General features: G+C 63.0%; 22 protein-coding genes. 9 read left to right on the plus strand and 13 right to left on the minus strand.

What is annotated here, in order from left to right; translation table 11 throughout:
* Positions 1 to 144 precede the first annotated feature (144 nt).
* Both gmk and E8E75_RS23910 read right to left on the minus strand, forming a co-directional pair.
* A complete protein-coding gene (gmk, locus tag E8E75_RS23905) occupies positions 145 to 765 on the minus strand; it encodes a guanylate kinase (RefSeq protein ID WP_153919095.1) in 621 nt (206 codons plus the stop codon).
* A 12-nt stretch (positions 766 to 777) separates the two neighbouring features.
* Positions 778 to 1,641, minus strand: a complete 864-nt coding sequence (locus tag E8E75_RS23910; RefSeq protein WP_120653933.1) for a YicC/YloC family endoribonuclease — start codon at positions 1,639 to 1,641, stop codon at positions 778 to 780.
* Between the two features lie 137 nt (positions 1,642 to 1,778).
* Here E8E75_RS23910 and rph point away from each other — a divergent pair, with 137 nt between their 5' ends.
* Positions 1,779 to 2,498, plus strand: a complete 720-nt coding sequence (gene rph / locus E8E75_RS23915) for a ribonuclease PH (protein WP_120653934.1) — start codon at positions 1,779 to 1,781, stop codon at positions 2,496 to 2,498.
* Between the two features lie 28 nt (positions 2,499 to 2,526).
* The gene (locus tag E8E75_RS23920) at positions 2,527 to 2,892 is read left to right on the plus strand and encodes a DUF4870 domain-containing protein (protein WP_028626898.1); all 366 of its coding nucleotides are present in this window, start codon (positions 2,527 to 2,529) and stop codon (positions 2,890 to 2,892) included.
* Positions 2,893 to 2,947: 55 nt separating this feature from the next.
* On the opposite strand, the gene E8E75_RS23925 is transcribed toward E8E75_RS23920, so the two are convergent.
* Entirely contained in the window at positions 2,948 to 3,727 is a 780-nt protein-coding gene (locus tag E8E75_RS23925; protein ID WP_069086259.1) for an exodeoxyribonuclease III, read from the minus strand.
* Positions 3,728 to 3,807: 80 nt separating this feature from the next.
* On the opposite strand from E8E75_RS23925, the gene pyrE reads away from it, so the two are divergent.
* Together pyrE and E8E75_RS23935 are read left to right on the plus strand one after the other, a co-directional pair.
* Positions 3,808 to 4,449: an orotate phosphoribosyltransferase gene (gene pyrE / locus E8E75_RS23930; protein WP_028626896.1), complete on the plus strand. Its 642-nt coding sequence runs from the start codon at positions 3,808 to 3,810 to the stop codon at positions 4,447 to 4,449.
* Positions 4,450 to 4,471: 22 nt separating this feature from the next.
* Complete coding sequence (locus tag E8E75_RS23935) at positions 4,472 to 5,065, plus strand: DUF4124 domain-containing protein (protein WP_120653936.1); 594 nt, start codon at positions 4,472 to 4,474, stop codon at positions 5,063 to 5,065.
* A 6-nt stretch (positions 5,066 to 5,071) separates the two neighbouring features.
* Here the strand turns inward: E8E75_RS23935 and E8E75_RS23940 are convergent, their stop codons facing one another.
* The 5 genes from E8E75_RS23940 to coaBC form a co-directional block, all read right to left on the minus strand.
* Positions 5,072 to 5,515, minus strand: a complete 444-nt coding sequence (locus tag E8E75_RS23940; RefSeq protein ID WP_120653937.1) for a thioesterase family protein — start codon at positions 5,513 to 5,515, stop codon at positions 5,072 to 5,074.
* 59 nt (positions 5,516 to 5,574) lie between these two features.
* The gene (gene argB / locus E8E75_RS23945; RefSeq protein ID WP_120653938.1) at positions 5,575 to 6,480 is read right to left on the minus strand and encodes an acetylglutamate kinase; all 906 of its coding nucleotides are present in this window, start codon (positions 6,478 to 6,480) and stop codon (positions 5,575 to 5,577) included.
* A gap of 21 nt (positions 6,481 to 6,501) precedes the next feature.
* Positions 6,502 to 7,899, minus strand: a complete 1,398-nt coding sequence (gene algC / locus E8E75_RS23950; RefSeq protein WP_218569252.1) for a phosphomannomutase/phosphoglucomutase — start codon at positions 7,897 to 7,899, stop codon at positions 6,502 to 6,504.
* Between the two features lie 1,235 nt (positions 7,900 to 9,134).
* A complete protein-coding gene (gene dut / locus E8E75_RS23955) occupies positions 9,135 to 9,590 on the minus strand; it encodes a dUTP diphosphatase (protein WP_120653940.1) in 456 nt (151 codons plus the stop codon).
* A gap of 6 nt (positions 9,591 to 9,596) precedes the next feature.
* Positions 9,597 to 10,805 carry a bifunctional phosphopantothenoylcysteine decarboxylase/phosphopantothenate--cysteine ligase CoaBC gene (gene coaBC, locus E8E75_RS23960; RefSeq protein WP_120653941.1) on the minus strand — a complete coding sequence of 403 codons (1,209 nt, stop codon included), beginning with the start codon at positions 10,803 to 10,805 and terminating at the stop codon, positions 9,597 to 9,599.
* Between the two features lie 135 nt (positions 10,806 to 10,940).
* Here coaBC and radC point away from each other — a divergent pair, with 135 nt between their 5' ends.
* Positions 10,941 to 11,615, plus strand: coding sequence for a DNA repair protein RadC (gene radC, locus E8E75_RS23965; protein WP_120653942.1), 675 nt, complete (start codon positions 10,941 to 10,943; stop codon positions 11,613 to 11,615).
* Here radC and E8E75_RS23970 read toward each other — a convergent pair.
* On the minus strand, positions 11,612 to 13,186 hold the full coding sequence (locus E8E75_RS23970; RefSeq protein WP_120653943.1) for an ABC transporter substrate-binding protein: 1,575 nt from the start codon (positions 13,184 to 13,186) through the stop codon (positions 11,612 to 11,614). The genes radC and E8E75_RS23970 overlap by 4 nt on opposite strands.
* 357 nt (positions 13,187 to 13,543) lie before the next feature.
* Here E8E75_RS23970 and rpmB point away from each other — a divergent pair, with 357 nt between their 5' ends.
* Positions 13,544 to 13,780 (plus strand): 50S ribosomal protein L28, encoded by a 237-nt coding sequence (gene rpmB, locus E8E75_RS23975; RefSeq protein WP_077525540.1) that lies wholly within the window; start codon positions 13,544 to 13,546, stop codon positions 13,778 to 13,780.
* A 10-nt stretch (positions 13,781 to 13,790) separates the two neighbouring features.
* Positions 13,791 to 13,946, plus strand: coding sequence for a 50S ribosomal protein L33 (gene rpmG / locus E8E75_RS23980; protein ID WP_003464575.1), 156 nt, complete (start codon positions 13,791 to 13,793; stop codon positions 13,944 to 13,946).
* Positions 13,947 to 14,135: 189 nt separating this feature from the next.
* On the opposite strand, the gene E8E75_RS23985 is transcribed toward rpmG, so the two are convergent.
* Positions 14,136 to 14,501 carry a cupin domain-containing protein gene (locus E8E75_RS23985; protein WP_120653944.1) on the minus strand — a complete coding sequence of 122 codons (366 nt, stop codon included), beginning with the start codon at positions 14,499 to 14,501 and terminating at the stop codon, positions 14,136 to 14,138.
* A 14-nt stretch (positions 14,502 to 14,515) separates the two neighbouring features.
* Complete coding sequence (locus E8E75_RS23990; RefSeq protein WP_120653945.1) at positions 14,516 to 15,856, minus strand: aspartate aminotransferase family protein; 1,341 nt, start codon at positions 15,854 to 15,856, stop codon at positions 14,516 to 14,518.
* 229 nt (positions 15,857 to 16,085) lie between these two features.
* On the opposite strand from E8E75_RS23990, the gene E8E75_RS23995 reads away from it, so the two are divergent.
* Both E8E75_RS23995 and E8E75_RS24000 read left to right on the plus strand, forming a co-directional pair.
* Positions 16,086 to 17,579 carry an aldehyde dehydrogenase gene (locus tag E8E75_RS23995; protein WP_120653946.1) on the plus strand — a complete coding sequence of 498 codons (1,494 nt, stop codon included), beginning with the start codon at positions 16,086 to 16,088 and terminating at the stop codon, positions 17,577 to 17,579.
* A gap of 126 nt (positions 17,580 to 17,705) precedes the next feature.
* Positions 17,706 to 18,830 (plus strand): MFS transporter, encoded by a 1,125-nt coding sequence (locus E8E75_RS24000; RefSeq protein WP_153919089.1) that lies wholly within the window; start codon positions 17,706 to 17,708, stop codon positions 18,828 to 18,830.
* A gap of 123 nt (positions 18,831 to 18,953) precedes the next feature.
* On the opposite strand, the gene E8E75_RS24005 is transcribed toward E8E75_RS24000, so the two are convergent.
* The gene (locus E8E75_RS24005; protein ID WP_153919087.1) at positions 18,954 to 20,276 is read right to left on the minus strand and encodes an FAD-binding oxidoreductase; all 1,323 of its coding nucleotides are present in this window, start codon (positions 20,274 to 20,276) and stop codon (positions 18,954 to 18,956) included.
* A gap of 99 nt (positions 20,277 to 20,375) precedes the next feature.
* Entirely contained in the window at positions 20,376 to 20,864 is a 489-nt protein-coding gene (locus tag E8E75_RS24010) for an Lrp/AsnC ligand binding domain-containing protein (RefSeq protein ID WP_016495366.1), read from the minus strand.
* Positions 20,865 to 20,987 lie beyond the last annotated feature (123 nt).

Raw genomic sequence — 20,987 nt, forward strand, 5'->3', positions numbered from 1 at the left:
GCTGTGCCCAATTGGGCGAGCGGACTGAATAGTCTAAAAAATCGCCAGCAATTAGGGAAGCGCCGATTTTCGGCGCTTTGCGGGTGGAGTGTGGCTCAGGACCGACGCGGGGGCTAGCTATGAAAGCGATAGAGAGTCGTGCAGCTAGTCGAGCAGGCGGGCCAGCAGGGCGCCGTGGCGGACTTGTTGCGAGTCGTGGCGCAGCTGGTTCGCACGGAAGATGGACTTGAGGTCTTCCAGGGCTATGGCGAAATCGTCGTTGATCACCAGGTAGTCGTACTCGACGTAGTGGCTCATCTCGCTGACGGCCTCGCGCATGCGGCGCTCGATGATCTCTTCGCTGTCCTGGCCGCGGTTGTCGAGGCGCTGGCGCAGGGCTTCCTGGCTTGGCGGCAGGATGAATATGGACTTGGCCAGGGGCATCAGGCGACGGACCTGCTGGGCGCCTTGCCAGTCGATCTCGAGAATCAGGTCATGGCCTTCGGCCAGGGTCTGCTGGACCCAGCGCTGGGAGGTACCGTAGAGATTGCCGAAGACTTCAGCGTGTTCCAGGAAGTCGCCGTGCTCGAGCATCTGCACGAACTCTTCGCGGCTCACGAAGTTGTAGTTGACGCTGTCCACCTCGCCCGGGCGCATGCCGCGGGTGGTGTGGGAAACCGAAACGCGGATATTGGGTTCGGCGTCGATCAACGCCTTGACCAGGCTGGTCTTGCCGGCGCCGGAGGGGGCGGAAACGATGTACAGGGTGCCGGGAGTGGCGGTCATGGGGGCGGTCTCTTACTCGATATTCTGGACTTGTTCGCGCATCTGCTCGATCAACACCTTGAGGTTGACCGCAGCCTGAGTACTGCGCGGGTCGAAGGCCTTGGAGCCCAGGGTATTGGCTTCACGGTTGAGTTCCTGCATCAGGAAGTCCAGGCGGCGGCCGGCGGCGCCGCCAGCCTTGAGCACGCGGCGGACTTCGCTGATGTGGGTGCCGAGGCGGTCCAGTTCTTCGGCGACGTCACTCTTCTGCGCCAGTAGGACCATCTCCTGCTCCAATCGTTGCGGATCGAGCTCTGCCTTCATTTCGGAGAAGCGATCGAGGATCTTCTGTCTCTGTGCTGCGAGCATCTGCGGGACCAGGGCGCGTAGGGCTGTGACGTCTTCCTGCATGGCATCCAGGCGGTCATTGAGCAGGCGAGCCAGCTCGGCACCTTCACGGGCACGGCCTTTCTTCAGCTCGTCAAGCGCCTGGGAGAAGGCTTCCATGGCGGCTGCATTGAGCGCCTGCGGGTCCTCAGCATCGGCCACCAGTACGCCCGGCCAGGCGAGGACTTCCAGGGGGTTGAGCGGTGCGGGTTGCTGGATCAGCGCGGCAACGCTTTCGGCGGCCTTGATCAGCTGGCCGGCGCGCTCGCGATCCACCTGCAGCGGCTTGCCAGTGCTTTCTTCTGCCAGGCGCAGAGTGCATTCAACCTTGCCGCGCGACAGGCCCTGGCGCAGGGCGTCGCGCACGGGGCCTTCGAGGTCACGGAAGGATTCCGGCAGACGCAGGTGGGGTTCGAGATAACGGTGGTTGACCGAGCGCAGTTCCCAGCTCAGGGTGCCGTGGGAGCCGGCCCGTTCAACGCGTGCGAAGGCGGTCATGCTGTGCACCATGGGGTTTCCTCTCGGTTTCGACGATCAAAGGAGGCGATTGTAGCCCAGGCGGCTTGCGCCTCCCAACGTGGCGATGTCCCCCATGCCCCGGGGCCTCTATAATGGCGGGCAGATTTCTCCCGAACAGGTAAGCCCGAATGAAACGTCCCAGTGGCCGCGCGGCCGAACAGCTGCGTCCGATCCGCATCACCCGCAACTACACCAAGCACGCCGAAGGCTCTGTACTGGTGGAGTTCGGGGATACCAAGGTGATCTGCACGGCCAGCGTCGAGTCCGGCGTGCCGCGCTTCCTCAAGGGGCAGGGTCAGGGCTGGCTGACTGCCGAATACGGCATGTTGCCGCGCGCCACTGGCGAGCGTAACCAGCGCGAGGCCAGTCGTGGCAAGCAGGGTGGCCGCACCCTGGAGATCCAACGGCTCATCGGCCGCTCGCTGCGCGCGGCGCTGGACATGACCAAGCTGGGCGAGAACACCATCTACCTGGATTGCGATGTGATTCAGGCCGACGGTGGCACCCGCACCGCTTCCATCACCGGTGCCATGGTGGCCCTGGTTGATGCGCTGAAGGTGCTGAAGAAGCGTGGCGCCCTGAAAGGCGAGCCGCTGAAGCAGATGGTTGCCGCCGTTTCCGTGGGCATCTACCAAGGTGAGCCGGTTCTGGACCTGGACTACCTGGAAGACGCAGCTGCCGAAACTGACCTGAACGTAGTCATGACCGATGCCGGTGGCTTCATCGAAGTGCAGGGCACCGCCGAAGGTGCGCCCTTCCAGCCGGAAGAGCTGACGGCCATGCTCGACCTGGCGCGCCAGGGTCTGAACGAGCTGTTCGAGCTGCAGCGCGCCGCGCTGGCCGACTGACGGCACATCCGCACGAGGAGACGTGGGAATGGACGAACCTACTCAATATCAGGAGCCGAACAGGGAAGTGCGGCAATGGGCGATGTTCTGCCATTTCTCCGCATTCCTCGGCCTGGTGTTTCCCTTTGGCAATCTGCTGGGGCCACTGATCGTCTGGCAGATCAAGAAGGACCTCGATCCCTTCGTCGACGCCCAGGGCAAGGAAGCGCTGAATTTCCAGATCACCGTGGCGCTGGCTGTCGTACTGTGTTTCCTGCTGATGCTGGTGGTGATCGGCTTCCCGCTGCTCGGGCTGGTGAGTATCGGTGCGCTGGTGCTCACGATCATCGCCGGGATCAAGGCCAACGAAGGTCAGGCATACCGCTACCCCTTCTGCTGGCGACTGGTGAAATAGGCCGAATTGCGGACAAGAAAAAGCCGGCTCGAAAGCCGGCTTTTTTCTGCCTGGATCACACGCTCAGCAACCAGTCGTAGTCGACAATCAGCGGTGCGTGCTGCGAGAAGCGCGGTTGGCGCGGCAGCTTGGCGCTACGCACGAAGCGGCGCAGACCCGGCGTCAGCACCTGGTAGTCGAAGCGCCAGCCGAGGTTGAGCATCTCGGCCTGCTCGCTGTCCGGCCACCAGCTGAACTGGTCGCCTTCGCGGCTGACCTCACGTAGAGCATCGACATAACCCATGTTGCCGAACACTTCGTCCATCCATGCACGCTCGGGCGCCAGGAAGCCGGGGATCTGCTGGCAATCGCGCCAGTTCTTAACATCCAGCTTCTGGTGGGCGACGTAGAGCGAGCCGCAGTAGATGTATTCGCGACGCTTGCGGCGCTGCTTGTTCAGGTAATGGGTGAGGTCGTCCATGAACTTGAACTTATGGTTCAGATTCTCGTCCCCGCCTTGCCCGGAAGGCAGCAGCAGGGTGGCGATGCTCACTTTGTCGAAATCAGCCTGCAGATAGCGTCCGTACCGATCGCAGGACTCGAAGCCGAGTCCCCAGATAACCGCCTTGGGTTGCAACCGCGAATAGAGCGCCACGCCACCTTGGGCAGGCACTTCGGCATCGCCGGCGTAGAGGAAATAACCATCCAGTTGGAAGGCAGGGTCGTCCAGGTCGAAGGCGGAGGCACGTGTGTCTTGCAGGCAGATCACGTCGGCATTCTGAGCTTGCAGCCAGCTGAGGAGACCTCGCTCGGCTGCCGCTTGAATACCATTCACGTTCACACTGATGATCCGCATAAATGGCCCCCAAAAACACGTGCGTGTATGATACCCGAGCTCTTTCTTTTTAGCTAAATCCGTGCCGTCCGAGGCTTTTCATGCAGGCGTACCAGCGCGATTTCATTCGCTTTGCCATCGAGCGCGGAGTTCTGCGTTTCGGTGAGTTCACTCTCAAATCCGGGCGTACCAGCCCCTATTTCTTCAATGCCGGCCTGTTCAACAGTGGCCTGGCTCTTGCCCAGCTCGGCCGATTCTATGCGGCCGCCGTGGTGGACAGCGGCATTCCTTTCGATGTGCTGTTCGGTCCGGCCTACAAGGGCATCCCATTGGCAGCGGCGACTGCCGTGTCACTGGCCGAGCATCATCAGATCGACATCCCGTGGTGTTTCAACCGCAAGGAAGCCAAGGACCACGGCGAAGGCGGCACCCTGGTCGGTGCGCCGCTTGCCGGTCGCGTGCTGATCATTGATGACGTCATTACCGCCGGCACCGCGATTCGCGAGGTGATGCAGATCATCCAGGCGCAGAATGCCCAGGCGGCCGGTGTGTTGATCGCGCTGAACCGTCAGGAGCGTGGCCAGGGTGAACTCTCAGCTATACAGGAAGTAGAGCGCGACTTCGGCATCCCGGTGGTCAGCATCGTGTCCCTGGAGCAGGTACTGGAATACCTGGCCGGTGACGCGGAGTTGAAGAAGCACCTGCCCGCCGTGGAAGCCTATCGCGCCAACTTCGGAATCTGACCATTCGGGGCTGGGAGTCCTCATGCTGACGTCGCCTGCATTCCGCTACAGCGTGGTGCTGTTTCTGCTGCTGCCGGCTCTGGCCGGCGCGGCGGAGCTGTATCGCTATGTCGACGACAAGGGCGTGACCGTTCTTGATCGCCAGGGCGTACCACCGGAATACATCGGCAAGGGTTACGAGGTGCTCAACGAGCAGGGCAGGGTCATTCGCGTGATTCCGCCTGCGCCCAGCCGTGAGGAAATGCAGCGTCAGCTGGACGCCAAGGCCCGGGCCAGCTCCGATGCCCAGTTGCTGCGTCTGTATACCAGCGTTGAGGATGTTGACCGCGCTCTGGTTCGCAAGTTGGCTGAGCTGGACGGGCTGATCGGCGTCGCCCGAGGCAACCAGCAGTCGTTGCGCACCCAGCAGGCCAACCTTCAGAGCCAGGCGGCGGAAAGCGAGCGGGCTGGACGTGAAGTGCCGGCGCACCTCGTGGAGCAGATCAACAACCTGCGCGACCAGCAGAAAGGGCTAGACAAGGATATCGCTCGATACGAGAAAAGCCGCGAAGCCGCCAAGGCTGCTTTCGCAGCTGATCGTGCGCGCCTGGCCGAGCTACTCGGCGGAGTTCGCTGACCTGCCTCAATCGGTCGGTGCGATCCGCTCGAAACCCCGCACCCGTTCCCTCAGCCAGTCCGGCAGCCGCAGACTTCTGCGATTGTCGGCGTCGGCATGCACGTAGACCACCTCGCCCGAGGTGAGTTGATCGTTTCCACGCCAGATGCCCAGCTCGAAGGCCATGCTCGCGCCGCCCAGACGACTAACCCGCACACCGATATCCAGCAGGTCGTCGAAGCGCGCTGGCGCCAGGTACTCGAGCAATGTCTTCACTGCGAAGAAGTCGCCGCCGTCCTTCAGCAGGTCGGCTGGGTAGGCCACTTCCAGGCTTCGGAAATACTCGGTGATGGCGACATCGGCGTAGGTCAGGTAGTTGCCATTGAAGACGATGCCTTGCGGGTCGACTTCGGCCCAGCGCACGCGCAAGGCGTGGAAGTAGCTGAAGTCGTCGCGGGACAGTCTGGCCATTTCCTGCTCCTTGAATAAAACAGGCCGGATCACTCCGGCCTGCCTGGGTTTCGCTCCGCTCAGTGACGCTTGCGGTTGGTGATCAGGGTGCCGACGCCGCTGTCGGTGAAGATCTCCAGCAGCACCGCGTGGGGCACACGACCGTCGATGATGTGCGCGGCATTCACGCCGCCCTGCACCGCGTCCAGGGCGCAGCGGATCTTCGGCAGCATGCCGCCGTAGATGGTGCCATCGGCGATCAGGTCGTTGACCTGCTCGGTGGAAAGGCCAGTGAGCACCTGGCCCTGCTTGTCCATCAGGCCGGCGATGTTGGTCAGAAGCATCAGCTTCTCGGCCTTCAGCGCCTCGGCCACCTTGCCGGCTACCAGGTCGGCGTTGATGTTGTACGACTCGCCGTTGGCGCCGACACCGATCGGTGCGATCACCGGGATGAAGTCACCTTGTACCAGCATGTTCAGCAGGTCGGTATTGACGCTGGCAACCTCACCCACGTGGCCGATGTCGATGATCTCTGGCTGGGTCATCTCCGGGGTCTGGCGGGTGACGGTGAGCTTCTTCGCGCGGATCAGCTCGGCGTCCTTGCCGGTCAGGCCGATGGCACTGCCGCCGTGGCGGTTGATCAGGTTGACGATGTCCTTGTTCACCTGGCCGCCGAGAACCATCTCCACTACATCCATGGTCTGGGCGTCGGTCACGCGCATGCCGTCGACGAAGTGGCTTTCGATGGACAGGCGCTTGAGCAGGTCACCGATCTGCGGGCCACCGCCGTGCACTACCACGGGGTTGATGCCGACAGCCTTCATCAGCACCACGTCGCGGGCGAAGCTGGCCTTCAGCTCGTCGCTCTCCATGGCGTTGCCGCCGTACTTGACCACCAGGGTCTTGCCGACGAAGCGGCGGATATAAGGCAGCGCTTCGGACAGGACCTGGGCGACGTGGGAAGCAGCGTCAAGGCTGAGGGTCATGCTGGGCTCCAGTGAAACAGATCAGAACGGCAGGTTGAGTTCAGGGGCGATGAGGGTGAGCTGGCTGCGGAACACCTGCTTGATGCGTTCCAGCTCTTCCTCGGTGTCGGCCTCGAAGCGCAGCACCAGCACGGGAGTCGTGTTGGAGGCGCGGCACAGGCCCCAGCCCTTCGGATAATCGACACGCACGCCATCGAGGGTGGTGAGGTTGGCTTCGCCCCAATTGGCCTCGCGTTGCAGGCGCTCGATCAGGAGGAACTTGGTCTCATCGGTGACGGTGATGTTGATTTCCGGAGTGGAGACGTCTTTCGGGAAGGCCGAGAACACATGTTCCGCATCACGCTTGTCCTGACTGAGGATTTCCAGCAGACGGGCGGCGCTGTAGATGCCGTCGTCGAAGCCGTACCAGCGCTCCTTGAAGAAGATGTGGCCGCTCATTTCGCCGGCCAGCAGGGCGCCGGTTTCCTTCATCTTCTTCTTGATCAGCGAGTGGCCGGTTTTCCACATCACCGGACGGCCGCCATAACCGCTGATGAGAGAGGTCAGGCGGCGGGTGCACTTGACGTCGAAAATGATGTCGGCGCCCGGATTGCGCGATACCACGTCCTTGGCGAACAGCATCAGCAGGCGGTCCGGGTAGATGATGGTGCCTTCGTTTGTCACCACGCCAACGCGGTCGCCGTCGCCGTCGAAGGCCAGGCCCAGGTCGGCTTTCTCTTCCTTCACCTTGGCGATCAGGTCTTCCAGGTTCTCCGGCTTGCCCGGGTCCGGGTGGTGGTTCGGGAAGGTGCCGTCGACGTCGCAGAACAGCGGGATCACGGTGCAGCCCAGGGCCTCGATCAATTGCGGGGCGATCACGCCGGCTACGCCGTTGCCGCAGTCGACGACGACGCGCATGGGCTTGGCCAGGGCGATGTCGTCACGGATTTCACGGAAGTAACGGTCCAGCACGTCGATCGCTTCAATGCTGCCGACGCCACTGGCCAGATCGTTGTTCTGGATGCGGGTATGCAGGGCGGTGATCTGCTCGTTGGCCAGGGTTTCGCCGGCCACCATGATCTTGAAGCCGTTGTAGTCCGGCGGGTTGTGGCTGCCGGTGAGCATCACGCCGGATTTGCCGGCCAGTACGTTGGCGGCATAGTAGAGCGCCGGAGTCGGCACCATGCCGACGTCGGTGACCTGGCAGCCGCAGTCCATCAGGCCCTGGATCAGCGCCTGGACCAGTTCGGGGCCGGACAGGCGACCGTCGCGGCCTACGGAAACGTTGGGTTCGCCACGGGCCAGGCTCTCGGACCCGATGGCGCGACCTACCCAGTAGGCGGTCTCTGTGGTGAGGGTGTCGCCGACCACGCCGCGGATGTCATAGGCGCGGAAAATGCTGGCGGGCAGAGGGGGAGCGATCTGTTCGATGCTGGTCATGGCGGGGGCTTGCTCCAATCCCAGGAGGTCCTGGTCTTCGTCGAGGATGTCGATATCGAGAATGTCGGTATCTTGGAAACGTGGGTCGGCCGATTCGGCCGGCCGGGCGGATGCCGTCGCAACGTGGTCGCCGGCGGGCGCCTGGACCAGGCCATTCTCCGGCGCCGGCTCGGGTTTGCGCCTGGGTTGGCGCGCGAGCGCCTGGGCCAGGCTGTCCAGCGCTGGCAGGCGCAGACTTAAGGGTTTGACGCTCTTGCCGTTCGAGAGTTCTTGCAGCAGCTGATTGAGCTGCTCGGCGTCGTCGCGCAGCTTGCGTTGCAGGGCGCCCTGGCTGAGCTTCAGTCCGAGGACTGCACCGCCGAGGGCGAGCAGGGCGGCCAGCGCCAGTAGCAAGGGAGAAAGGTTGGTCTGAGTCAGGGCCTGTCCAGGTGTGAAACTGAGCTTCCAGTTAGGGTTGCCGCTGTCCAGGGCGATGGGAGTGGCACCGTCGGCCTGGCCGCGCTGTGCGAGGACCTGGGCCGGAGCGTTGCTGAACTGCTGGATCAGTTGCAGCTGACCGATATCCGACGATATCGACGGCAGGCTGCGCAGCAGTCGGTCCAGGTCGAACACCAGCAGCAGTGTGCCCTGGGACACGCTCTGTTCATTCAGGCGCAGCGGTGCGGCGCTGTAGACGAGCCAGCGATCACCCACCTTGTAGGCTTCCGGGCTGGGTTGCTGGCCGCTTTCCAGGCGCCGCAGCATGTCGAGTGCGGCAAAGTTCATTGGCGCGGCACGTTGACTGTTCTGTTGGGCCTGCCCGGGCAGGTTGAGGTGGGCATCGATCACTCCGTCGCGATAACCCAGCCTGCGTTCGGCGGCGAGCCACTGTCCGGCGTCGCCACTGTTGAGGGCGTCGATCAGGCCGGGGTCTTGGGCGGCGGCATTAGTATCCGCCTGCAACTGGACGATCGCCTGGCGCAGGGTGGCTGCCTGGCTGCTGCCCCAGGCCTGGCCGAGCTGGTCGACTCGGCTCTGCTCGGCAGGACCGAGGACTCCGAGCCAGAGCAGGGCGCCAGCGGCGGCGACGCCTGTCAGTGCGGCGAGCGCGCCGGGGAGCAGGTCGCCAGAGCCTTTGCGGGGGTGCCTGGAGTCGGTCGGCCGGCTGGCCACTCCGTGAGTGGTGGCGTCCTTGCTACTGCGCTTGAAGAGTTTCACTGAACGTCTCCTGGGCGGTTCGTCCTGGTGTGGTTCTATCAGTGGCTGCCGGTGTGACCGAAGCCGCCGGCGCCACGTTCGCTTTCGTGGAACTCGTCGACAAGTTCGAAGTGCGCCTGGACCACGGGCACCAGTACCAGCTGGGCGATGCGTTCACCAATGGCGATGTGGAAGGCAGTCTGGCCGCGGTTCCAGCAGGACACCATCAGCTCGCCCTGGTAGTCGGAGTCGATCAGGCCTACCAGGTTCCCGAGGACCACGCCATGCTTGTGGCCAAGGCCGGAGCGCGGCAGGACCAGCGCGGCCAGGCCTGGGTCGGCGATGTGAATCGACAGGCCGGTGGGAATGAGGATTGTCTGGCCCGGCTCTAGGATCACTTCTTCCTTGAGCATGGCGCGCAGGTCGAGGCCGGCGGAGCCTGGGGTGGCATATTGCGGCAGCGGGAATTCGCTGCCGAGACGGGAATCGAGGATCTTGGCTTGCAGTGAGTGCATGGAGTCTCAGGCCTGGTTGAGGCGGTCGGCGATGAAGGCGATCAGCTGGCGGGCGATCTTGCCCTTGCTGGTCTGGGCGAAGCTGGATTGGGCCAGGTCGCGGTCGATGACCGTGATGGCGTTTTCCTCACTGTTGAAGCCAATGCTTGGGTTGGCCACGTCATTGGCGACGATCAGGTCGAGGTTCTTGTCCTTGAGTTTTCGCGAAGCGTACTCGAGCAGGTTCTCGGTCTCGGCGGCGAAGCCCACGCTGAACGGGCGGTCGGTGCGGCCGGCGAGCGTCGCGAGGATATCGGGGTTGCGCACCAGCTGCAGCAGCAGGCCTTCGCCACTGGTCGGGTCTTTTTTCATTTTGTGCTGTGCAACCACTTCCGGGCGGTAATCAGCCACGGCGGCGGCGGCGATCAGCAGGTCGCAGGGCATGGCCGCTTCGCAGGCAGCGAGCATGTCGCGGGCGCTGACGACGTCGATGCGGTTGACCCGGTCCGGCGTGGGCAGGTGCACCGGACCTGTGATCAGGGTCACCTTGGCGCCGGCTTCCACAGCGGCCTCGGCGAGGGCGAAGCCCATCTTGCCGGAGCTGTGGTTGGTGATATAGCGCACCGGGTCGATGTTCTCCTGGGTCGGACCGGCTGTAATCAGCACATGGCGCCCGGTAAGTGCCCGATGCTCGAAGCAATCGGCGGCGCGCTGGGCCAGTTCCTCGGCTTCGAGCATACGGCCCAGGCCAATATCGCCACAGGCCTGGCTGCCGGCAGCAGGGCCGAACAGTCGTAGCCCGCGCTTGGCGAGGAGTTCCAGATTGGCTTGGGTGGCCGGGTCGCGCCACATGGCCTGGTTCATCGCGGGAGCCAGGGCAACGGGCGCATCGGTGGCGAGCACCAGGGTGGTCAACAGGTCGTCCGCGACACCCTGTGCCAGGCGTGCCATCAGATCGGCAGTGGCCGGTGCGATCAGCACCAGGTCGGCCCAGCGAGCGAGCTCGATGTGCCCCATGGCCGCTTCGGCAGCGGAGTCGAGCAGCTCGAGGTGGACGGGATGCCCGGAGAGGGCCTGGAGGGTCAGCGGGGTGATGAACTCGCGGCCGCCCTGGGTCATTACCACGCGGACCTCGGCGCCCTGGTCGCGCAGTCGGCGAACCAGTTCAGCGCTCTTGTAGGCGGCAATACCGCCGCCCACGCCCAGAAGGATGCGTTTCCGATAGAGCCGCTGCATAGGCCTGCCTTTATGAGGTTGAAGATGTGCAGCGGCGAAGGCGCCTCCCCAGGCCGATCGCCGCGCAAAAAAGGTGGGTTAAGATAGCACAGCGACCGCACTGGAACAGCGGCGCGGCTCAACCATGGAGGTGTCATGAGCATCCGCAATTGGCCCGCGGCGGAACGTCCGCGGGAGAAACTTCTTGAACTGGGCGCGGCGGCCCTGAGCGACGCCGAGCTCCTTGCCATTTTCCTGCGTACCGGGGTGGCTGGCCGCAGTGCCGTCGACCTGGCGCGCCATCTGTTGAACGACTTTGGCAGCCTGCGCGCGTTACTGGAGTCCGAGCTGCAGGAGTTCAGTCAGCACCTTGGTCTGGGGCCGGCCAAGTTCGCCCAGTTGCAGGCCGTCCTGGAAATGGCCCGCCGCCACTTGGCCGAGGGGCTGCGCCGCGACTCTGTATTGGAAAGTCCCCAGGCGGTGCGCGATTTCCTCAAGGCGCAGCTGCGCCATTCGCATCACGAGCAGTTCGCGTGCCTGTTCCTCGATACCAGGCACCGGGTGCTGGCTTTCGAAGTGTTGTTCCACGGCACCATCGATGGCGCCAGTGTCTACCCCCGCCAGGTGGTCAAGCGGGCCCTGGCGCACAATGCGGCGGCCTTGATCCTCAGCCACAACCATCCTTCAGGTGTCGCCGAGCCCAGCGAAGCGGATCGTCAACTGACTCGGCGCCTCAAGGAAGCGCTGGCGCTGATCGATGTGCGAGTGCTCGACCACTTCATCGTTGGCGATGGCGAGCCACTGTCGATGGCCGAGTGGGGCTGGATCTAGTCCAGCTTCACCTTTGAGAAGTCCTGTCGGCCAAAGGGACTGACCTGATAGCCATCGACGTTTGCGCGGGTCAGGGCGAAGGCCGTGGGGTGGGCGAGGGGCAGCCAGAGTGCCTGCTCGCGGATGATCTGCTGTGCCTTTGTATAGAGGCTGGTGCGCTCAGTCAGGTCGGTATGGCTCTTGCCGTCGGCGATCAGCTTGTCGAGCTCGGCATTGCAGTAACGCGCGAAGTTGAGCCCGGATTGAACCGAGGCGCAGGAAAACTGTGGGGTGAGGAAATTGTCCGGGTCACCGTTGTCGCCAGCCCAGCCCATGAACAGCAGATCGTGTTCGCCCGCCTTGGCGCGGCGGATCAACTCGCCCCATTCGATCACGCGGATCTCGGCCTGAATGCCCACCTTGGCCAGGTCGGCCTGCAGGAGTTGGGCGCCCAGGCTGGGGTTTGGGTTGAGCAGGCTGCCGGAGGGACGGGTCCAGATGGTGGTCTTGAATCCATCCTTCAGACCCGCCTCGGCAAGCAGCGCCTTCGCTTTCTGCAGGTCGTTAGGGTAGGCCGGCAGGTCCTTGGCGTAGCTCCAGGTGTTCGGCGGGTACGGACCATCGGCTGCGGTGGCGCTGCCTTCGAATACGGCCTTGATATAGCTCGGCTTGTCGAAGGCGAGGTTGATCGCCTGGCGGACTTCGGCCTTGTCCAGCGGCGGATGCTGGCTGTTGATGCCGACGAAGGCGGTCATGAATGCGGGGGTCTGGATCACCTTGATGTTCTTGTCGCTGGCTGCTGAATTCACATCCAGGGGCTTGGGTGAAAGGGCGACCTGACATTCGCCGCGACGCAGCTTCTGCAGGCGTACGTTGGCGTCCGGGGTGATGGCGAAGACCAGTCCGTCGATACCCGGCTTGCCACCGAAGTAATCAGGGTTGGCTGCGTAGCGCACGGCGGCGTCCTTCTGGAACCGGCGGAAGACGAACGGGCCGGTGCCAATAGGTTGGGCGTTGAGCTTCTCGGGCGTCCCCGCGTTCATCAACTGGTCGGCATACTCGGCCGAATAGATGGAGGCGAAGCCCATGCTCAGGGTGGCCAGGAAGGTGGCGTCCGGCTTGTTGAGGGTGAATCGGACCTGCTGGTCGCCCAGCTTGTCGATGCTCTTGATCAGGCCAGGCAGCTGCATGGACTGGGCATGGGGGAAGCCGCTCTGGGCGACCTTGTGCCAGGGATTGCTCGGGTCGAGCATGCGCTGGAAGCTGAACACCACGTCATCGGCTGCCAGCGGGCGGCTCGGCTTGAAGTAGTCGGTCGAGTGGAAGGCCACGTTCCTGCGTAGCTGGAAGGTGTAAGTCAATCCGTCGGCGGAGACGTCCCAGCGTTCGGCCAGGCCTGGCACCAGCTTGCTGTCCTGCGCGTCGAACTCCACCAGGCGGTTCATCAGCACGTCGGCCGACGCGTTGGTGGTGGTCAGGGAGTTGTACTGCACCACGTCGAACCCCTCGGGACTGGCCTCGGTGCAGACGCTCAACGTGGCGGCCTGGGCGAACAGCGGGACGAAAAGCAGCGGGAGGGCGGCGAAACGCATGGCAAGCTCCTTTGCATGGGCGGGTGGGCCCGCGAAGGGCCAAAGGCCTTACCCTAGACCAAGCCAGGTCAGCTAACAATTGGTGGTGGCGACGAGCGGTCGCCTCGTCGGAGCCCCCTTGGTGCGGCGGCACGGGTATGATTGCGGCATTCCCGAGCCTGTGGGTAAATCGCTACGTCCCTTGCTGCACTAGGGTCTTTCTGATATAAAGCAGCGCTCTTTTCTGGGGGCCCGGTCTTTCGCAGTCAATATGCGGCCGGTAAGACCCCGACGAGACGGGCGTTCAAGCGCCCAAAATGTGAGAGTTCAAGCGGCCAACCCATGCCGGGTTGGGCATGTGGTTTAGAGGGCTGAGTCATGTCGAGAGTCTGTCAAGTAACCGGTAAGGGTCCGGCTACTGGGAACAACATTTCCCACGCAAACAACAAAACCCGTCGTCGTTTCCTGCCGAACCTGCAGCACCATCGCTTCTGGGTCGAGTCCGAGAAGCGCTTTGTACGTCTGCGCGTTTCCGCCAAGGGCATGCGTGTAATCGACAAGCGCGGCATCGACGTAGTTCTGTCTGAACTGCGCGCCCGCGGCGAAAAGGTTTAAGGAGCTAATCATGCGTGAACTGATCCGTTTGGTGTCCAGCGCCGGTACCGGCCACTTCTACACCACCGACAAGAACAAGCGCACTACTCCCGACAAGATCGAAATCAAGAAATTCGATCCGGTCGTGCGTAAGCATGTGATGTACAAGGAAGCCAAGATCAAGTAATTGATCCGGCCCTTGTCGAGAAAGCCCGCCTTGTGCGGGCTTTTTCATGCCCGGAATTTAGCTGCCAGGCAAGAACCACAGGACGGGCCCGGTGGCGCTCCACTCAAGCCGCCCAACGGGGAGCTTCTACCGCGGCCATAAAAAAGCCCGCACTAGGCGGGCTGAAGGGTGACATCGGATAAGGCAGGTTTAGCGGGCGGCCTGCTCGAAGATCACGTAGACCTTGCGGCAGGGCTCAAGGACTTCCCAGGTACCGGAAAAGCCGGCCGGGATGACGAAGCGGTCGCCAGCCCGAACGGTCTTGGCGTTGCCGTCCGCATCGCGGATCACCGACACGCCCTGGAGAATCTCGCAGTATTCGTGCTCGCTGTAGCTCACCGTCCAGTGACCCGCGGCGCCTTCCCAGATCCCCACGTTGAACTGGCCGCATGGGCTGCCGTAGTGGTTGCGCACGCTCTGCTCCGGGTGTCCCTTGAGGATCTTCTCGGGGGCCGGGCGGTAATGCTCCGGTGCGGTGGTGGCCTGGGCGAAGTCGACAATCTGCTGGATGTTCATTTTGCGGTCCTTGTTCAGACGGCCTTGCGGATGGAGTCGGCGAGCTTGCCGACGAGAATGTCGATCTGTTCCTTCTCCACGATCAGCGGCGGCGACATGGCGATGGTGTCGCCAGTGACGCGCACCATCAGGTCATCGTGGAAGCACTGTTCGAATACCTGGAAGCCTCGCTTGCCGACGCCTTCGGCGCCTGGAGCGAGCTGTACGCCTCCGACCAGGCCGACGGCGCGGATGTCGATTACGTTTGGCAGGTCTCGCAGGCTGAGCAGTGCATCCTGCCAGTAGCCTTCCAGCGCGACAGCGCGCTCGAACAGGCCCTCGCCCTGGTAGATATCCAGGGTTGCCAGGGCGGCGGCGCAGGCCACCGGATGGCCGGAATAGGTATAGCCGTGGAAGAACTCGATGGCACTTTCCGGACCTTGCATGAAGGCTTGGTAAATAGTCTCGGCGACGAACACCGCGCCCATGGGAATGGCGCCATTGGTCAGGCCCTTGGCGCAGGTGATGATGTCCGGGGTAACGCCCCAGCGCTGGGCGGCGAAGGCTTGCCCGACACGACCGAAGCCTGTGATGACTTCGTCGAAGATCAGCAGGATGCCGTGCTTACGAGTGATCTCGCGCAGGCGTTGCAGGTAGCCCACCGGCGGCAGGATCACGCCGGCCGAACCGGACATGGGTTCGACGATCACCGCGGCGATGTTCTCGGCGCCATGCAGGGTCACCAGGCGCTCCAGTTCGTCGGCCTTCTCGATACCGAATTCCGGCAGGCCCCGGCTGAAGGCATTGCGCTGGATGTCCAGGGTGTGCGGCAGGTGATCGACGTTCGGCAGCAGGGCAGGGAAGGCCTTGCGGTTGTTGACCATGCCACCGACAGAAATGCCGCCGAATCCGACGCCGTGGTAGCCCAGCTCGCGGCCGATCAAGCGGGTGCGGGTACCCTGGCCGATGGCGCGCTGGTAGGCCAGGGCGATCTTCAGTGCGGTATCCGCCGACTCCGAGCCGGAGTTGGTGAAGAACACCTTGTTGAGACCTTTGGGGGCGATATCGGCCAGGCGTTCAGCCAGTTCGAAGGGCAGGGGGTGTCCCATCTGGAAAGTCGGTGCGAAATCCAGCTTGGCAATCTGTTTGCTCACCGCCTCGGTGATTTCGCGGCGTCCGTGGCCGGCGTTGCAACACCAGAGCCCGGCAGTACCGTCGAGGACCTGGCGGCCATTGGTGCTGGTGAAGTACATCCCTTCGGCGCTTTCCAGCAGGCGCGGCTTGGCCTTGAACTGACGGTTGGCGGTGAAGGGCATCCAGAAATCATCAAGACTGTTGGATATTCTGTCCGGTTGAGGCGCGTAGGCGTTTGTCATTGTGACCACCAGAGAAGGCAAGGTGTGGTGTTGTAGTGATTTTGCCGGAGTCTATGTTTAATATAACGAACATGACAAGGCTGTTTGGCCGGCAACTGTAAAATATATTGAAAAGGCTGGGCTCTCTGGTTTAGGGTTGCGAAGATGGCCAGATATAGGTCGGCCTTGCAGAATTTTTGACAGTGCATGCCTGAGCTGGCGGCACTCTTCTAATAAGAGGAAAGCTCCGATGACCACCCTGACCCGTGCAGACTGGGAACAACGCGCCAAGTCCGTGCAGATCGAGACCCGCGCCTTCATCCATGGCGAATACACCACCGCCGTTTCCGGCGAGACCTTCGATTGCATCAGCCCGGTCGATGGTCGTCTGTTGGGCAAAGTAGCCAGCTGTGATCTGGCTGATGCCGAGCTGGCCGTGAAAGATGCCCGCGCCGTGTTCGAGTCCGGTGTGTGGTCGCGTCTGGCGCCGGTCAAGCGCAAGGAAGTGATGATTCGCTTCGCCGACCTGATCGATGCCCACGCCGAAGAGCTGGCCCTGCTGGAAACCCTGGACATGGGTAAGCCGATCAGCGACTCCCTGAGCGTTGACGTCCCGTCCGCATCCCGCGCCATCCGCTGGAGCGGTGAGGCCATCGACAAGATCTACGACGAAGTCGCTGCCACCCCGCACAACGAGCTGGGTCTGGTAACCCGCGAGCCGGTGGGCGTGGTCGCTGCGATCGTGCCGTGGAACTTCCCCCTGCTGATGACCTGCTGGAAGCTCGGCCCGGCCCTGTCCACCGGCAACTCGCTGGTGCTCAAGCCGTCTGAAAAGTCGCCGTTGACCGCCATTCGCCTGGCCCAGCTGGCCATCGAGGCCGGTATCCCGGCTGGCGTGCTGAACGTGCTGCCGGGCTTCGGCCACACCGTGGGCAAGGCCTTGGCCCTGCACATGGATGTCGACACCCTGGTGTTCACTGGCTCCACCAAGATCGCCAAGCAACTGATGATCTACGCTGGCGAATCCAACATGAAACGCGTCTGGCTGGAAGCCGGCGGCAAGAGCCCGAACATCGTCTTCGCCGACGCCCCTGACCTGCAGGCCGCCGCCGAAGCCGCTGCCGGCGCCATCGCCTTTAACCAGGGCGAAGTCTGCACCGCGGGTTCGCGCCTGCTGGTAGAGCGCTCCATCAAGGACAAGTTCGTGCCCATGGTGGTCGAGGCGATCAAGGCCTGGAAGCCAGGCAACCCGCTGGACCCGGCGACCAACGTCGGCGCCCTGGTGGACACCACCCAGATGAACAACGTCTTGTCCTACATTCAGGCTGGCCATGATGACGGCGCCAAGCTGGTTGCTGGCGGCAAGCGTGTGCTGGAAGAAACCGGCGGCACCTACGTCGAGCCGACCATCTTCGACGGCGTGGACAACGCTATGCGCATCGCCAAGGAAGAAATCTTTGGCCCGGTGCTCTCGGTCATCGCCTTCGACAGCGAAGAAGAAGCGGTCGCCATCGCCAACGACACCATCTACGGTCTGGCCGCGGCGGTGTGGACCAACAACCTGTCCCGCGCCCACCTTGTCGGCAAGGCCCTGCGCGCCGGCAGCGTCTGGATCAACCAGTACGACGGCGGCGACATGACCGCGCCCTTCGGCGGCTTCAAGCAGTCCGGCAACGGCCGCGACAAGTCGCTACACGCCTTCGACAAGTACACCGAGCTGAAATCCACCTGGATCAAGCTCTAAGTTCCAACTGAGGTCCGCCCCCATCATTCGGGGGCCGGCTCTTCGAGCCACGCCTGCGGCCGGGTTTCCAGCGATGGAACCCGGCCGTTTTTGCTTTGCCCCACACGGAAAGGGAGGACATTGGCAATGCGTTGGGGAACCTATTTCGCCGTTTGCGGTGCGGTCATCAGCATCGGCCTCGCCTTGGGTGTGACCATGCCGCTTGTCTCTTTGCGGCTGGAGAGCTGGGGCTACGGCAGCTTTGCCATTGGTGTCATGGCGGCGACCCCGGCTGTAGGTGTTCTACTTGGAGCGGTGATCGCTGGACGCTTGGCCGCCCGCTTCGGCACTACGACCCTGATGCAGCTCTGCCTGCTGGTGGGCGCATTGTCCGTGGGCTTACTGGCGCTGGTTCAGGTTTATCCGGTCTGGCTGTTGCTACGGTTGTTGATCGGTGTTGCCCTGACCGTGGTGTTCATCCTCGGTGAAAGCTGGATCAACCAACTGGCAGTGGAAGAGTGGCGCGGCCGCCTGGTTGCCCTTTATGGCACCGGCTACGCCCTGAGCCAATTGTCTGGCCCGCTGCTGCTCACGGCACTCGGTACTGGCAATGACCTCGGCTTCTGGACCGGCACCGGTCTGCTGGTCGGTGGTTCCCTGCTGCTGCTCGGCCGTACTGGCGCGCCCAGTGTCGACGCCCATAGCGCTTCGGGGCGCGGTCTCTGGTCCTTCTGTGCACGCTTGCCGACCATCGCCTGGGCGGTCGTGCTGTTCGCCGCCTTCGAAGCGATGATGCTGACCTTGTTGCCGATCTATGGCCTGCGCCAGGGGTTCACCCAGGAAGTGGCCTTGTTGATGGCCAGTGTGGTGGTCGTGGGTGATGCCGCCCTGCAGCTCCCCATCGGCTGGCTGGCAGACCGCATGTCCCGCCTCAGTCTGTTTCGTGCCTGCGGCGTCACGCTGCTGGCGAGCAGCCTGGCCATTCCGATTCTGCTGCATACGCCGCTGATCTGGCCGATCTGGGTGCTGTTCGGGGCCAGCGCGGGTGGGCTCTTTACCCTGGCGCTGATCCTGATCGGCGAACGCTATCGGGATGACGAGCTGGTGCGAGCCAACGCCCATATCGCGCAGCTCTGGGGGATCGGCTGCCTGATCGGGCCACTGGTAACCGGTGCGGCAAGCCAGTGGATAAGTGGCCACGCACTGCCGCTGATGATGGCCTTGGGCGCAGCGGGTTTCGTCTGGTTGGCCTGGACCCGCGAATTGTTCTAGGACGGCGCCGAGGCTGTTCCCGACTGAAATCCGGATGAGGCAGAGCAAAGCGAAACCCATCGCGGCGGAACGGCCAATTGATGGGGTTCGCAGTTCGGGCCAAGCCTGATTGATGCAGTGGGATCAGGCGATCCCCACGGCTTCCTTCATCCGGTACCAGAGCATGCCGAGGGCCAGCAGCGGTGAACGCAGATGGCGACCACCCGGGAAAGTGATGTGCGGCACTCTGGAGAAGATGTCGAAACCGTTGCTCTGTTCGCCGCAGATGGCCTCTGCCAGCAACTGTCCGGCCAGGTGAGTGGCGTTCACGCCGTGACCGGAATAGGCCTGGGCGAAGTAGACATTGGGCTGGTCGGGCAGCTTGCCGATCTGCGGTAGACGGTTGGCGCCGATGCCGATCATGCCGCCCCAGTGGTAGTCGATACGCAGGTTCTCCAGTTGCGGGAATACCTTGAGCATCTTCGGTCGCATGTAAGCGGCGATGTCCGCCGGGTCGCGCCCCGAATAGTGGCAAGCACCGCCGAACAGCAGGCGGTTGTCAGCGGAAAGGCGGTAGTAATCCAGTGCCACGCGTTGGTCGCAGACCGCCATGTTCTGCGGCAACAGTTGATGGGCAAGATCGGCGGACAGCGGCTCGGTGGCGATCACGTAGCTGCCGGCGGGGAGCACCTTGCCACCGAGGGTGGAGTTGAGGTCATTCATGTACGCGTTGCAGCCCAGTACCAGAGTCTTGGCGCGGACGTGTCCCCGGGCGGTATGTACCTTCACCTCGGGGCCGTAGTCGATCCGGGTGACGGCGGAATGCTCAAACAGGCGCACGCCAAGGGAATGTGCGGCAGCGGCCTCGCCCAGGGCGAGGTTCAGCGGATGCAGGTGGCCGGAACCCATGTCGACAAGGCCGCCAACGTAGCGGTCCGAGCCGACCACGCTGCGCATCTCATGGGCTTGCAGCAGGCGCATTTCGTGGCGATAGCCGAGGCCTTTCAGCTCTTCCATGTCTTCGGCGAAACCCGCGAGGTCGCGTGGCTTGTTGGCCAGATCGCAGTAACCCCAGGTCAGGTCGCAATCGATGGAGAACTCCGCGACACGGCGGCGAACGATCTCCACCGCTTCCAGGCCCATCAGCTTGAGCGAACGCACGCCCTCGGCGCCGATCACCGACTCGAACTGCTCAACACCATGGCCAACGCCGCGGATCAATTGCCCGCCATTGCGTCCGCTGGCGCCCCAGCCGATCTGCCTGGCTTCCAGCAGCACCACGGAACGACCGCGCTTGGCCAGTTCGATCGCCGTGTTCAGCCCGGAGAAACCGCCACCGACAATGCACACATCGGCCACCTCCTCTCCCACCAGGGGCGGGTGCTCGATGCGCCGGTTGGCGGTCGCTGCGTAATAGGAAGGGGCGTGCTGTTCGGTGTGCACCGGGATGCGAACGCGGGCGTTCATGTGCGAAATCCTGATTTTATTGTTTGGAAAATTTGACGCCCGGGCAGGATAAGGCGAACCCCCGAGCTATGCCAAGGGGTTCGGAACGCTCGTAACAAATCAGTCGGGAATCGGCAGGTTCAGTGACTCTTTCACTTCTTCCATGACGATGTAGGACTTGGATTCGCGCACGTGGGGCAGTTTCAGCAGGATGTCTCCGAGCAGCTTGCGGTAGGAGGCCATTTCGTTGATCCGCGCTTTCACCAGATAGTCGAAGTCACCCGAGACCAGGTGGCATTCCAGCACATGGGGAAGCTTGAGGACGGCGCGGCGAAAGTCTTCGAAGGTGTCGCCGGACTTGTAGTCCAGGCTGATCTCGACGAATACCAACAGGCTTGCCTTGAGGTGCTGCGGGTTCAGGCGGGCGTTGTAGCCGAGGATGATGCCCTCGCGCTCCAGGCGGCGCACACGCTCGGTGCAGGGCGTAGTAGACAGCCCCACGCGCTCGCCCAGCTCGGTGAAGGAGATCCGGCCGTCTTCCTGCAGGATTCGTAAAATATTCCGGTCTATCTTGTCCAGTTCACGACGGGATTGGTGCTGGGTGCGCATGGTGGATGCCCCTCCGTTGAAGCGCATTCTGCCGAGAATTATCGCCAAATATCCCTATCTATATAGTGAATATCACTGGGTTTGTCTCCCTATACTTCGCGCCAACGACGCTCAAAATAACAA

This window comes from Pseudomonas sp. BN606, from assembly GCF_029873115.1.
Taxonomy (GTDB): Bacteria; Pseudomonadota; Gammaproteobacteria; order Pseudomonadales; family Pseudomonadaceae; genus Metapseudomonas.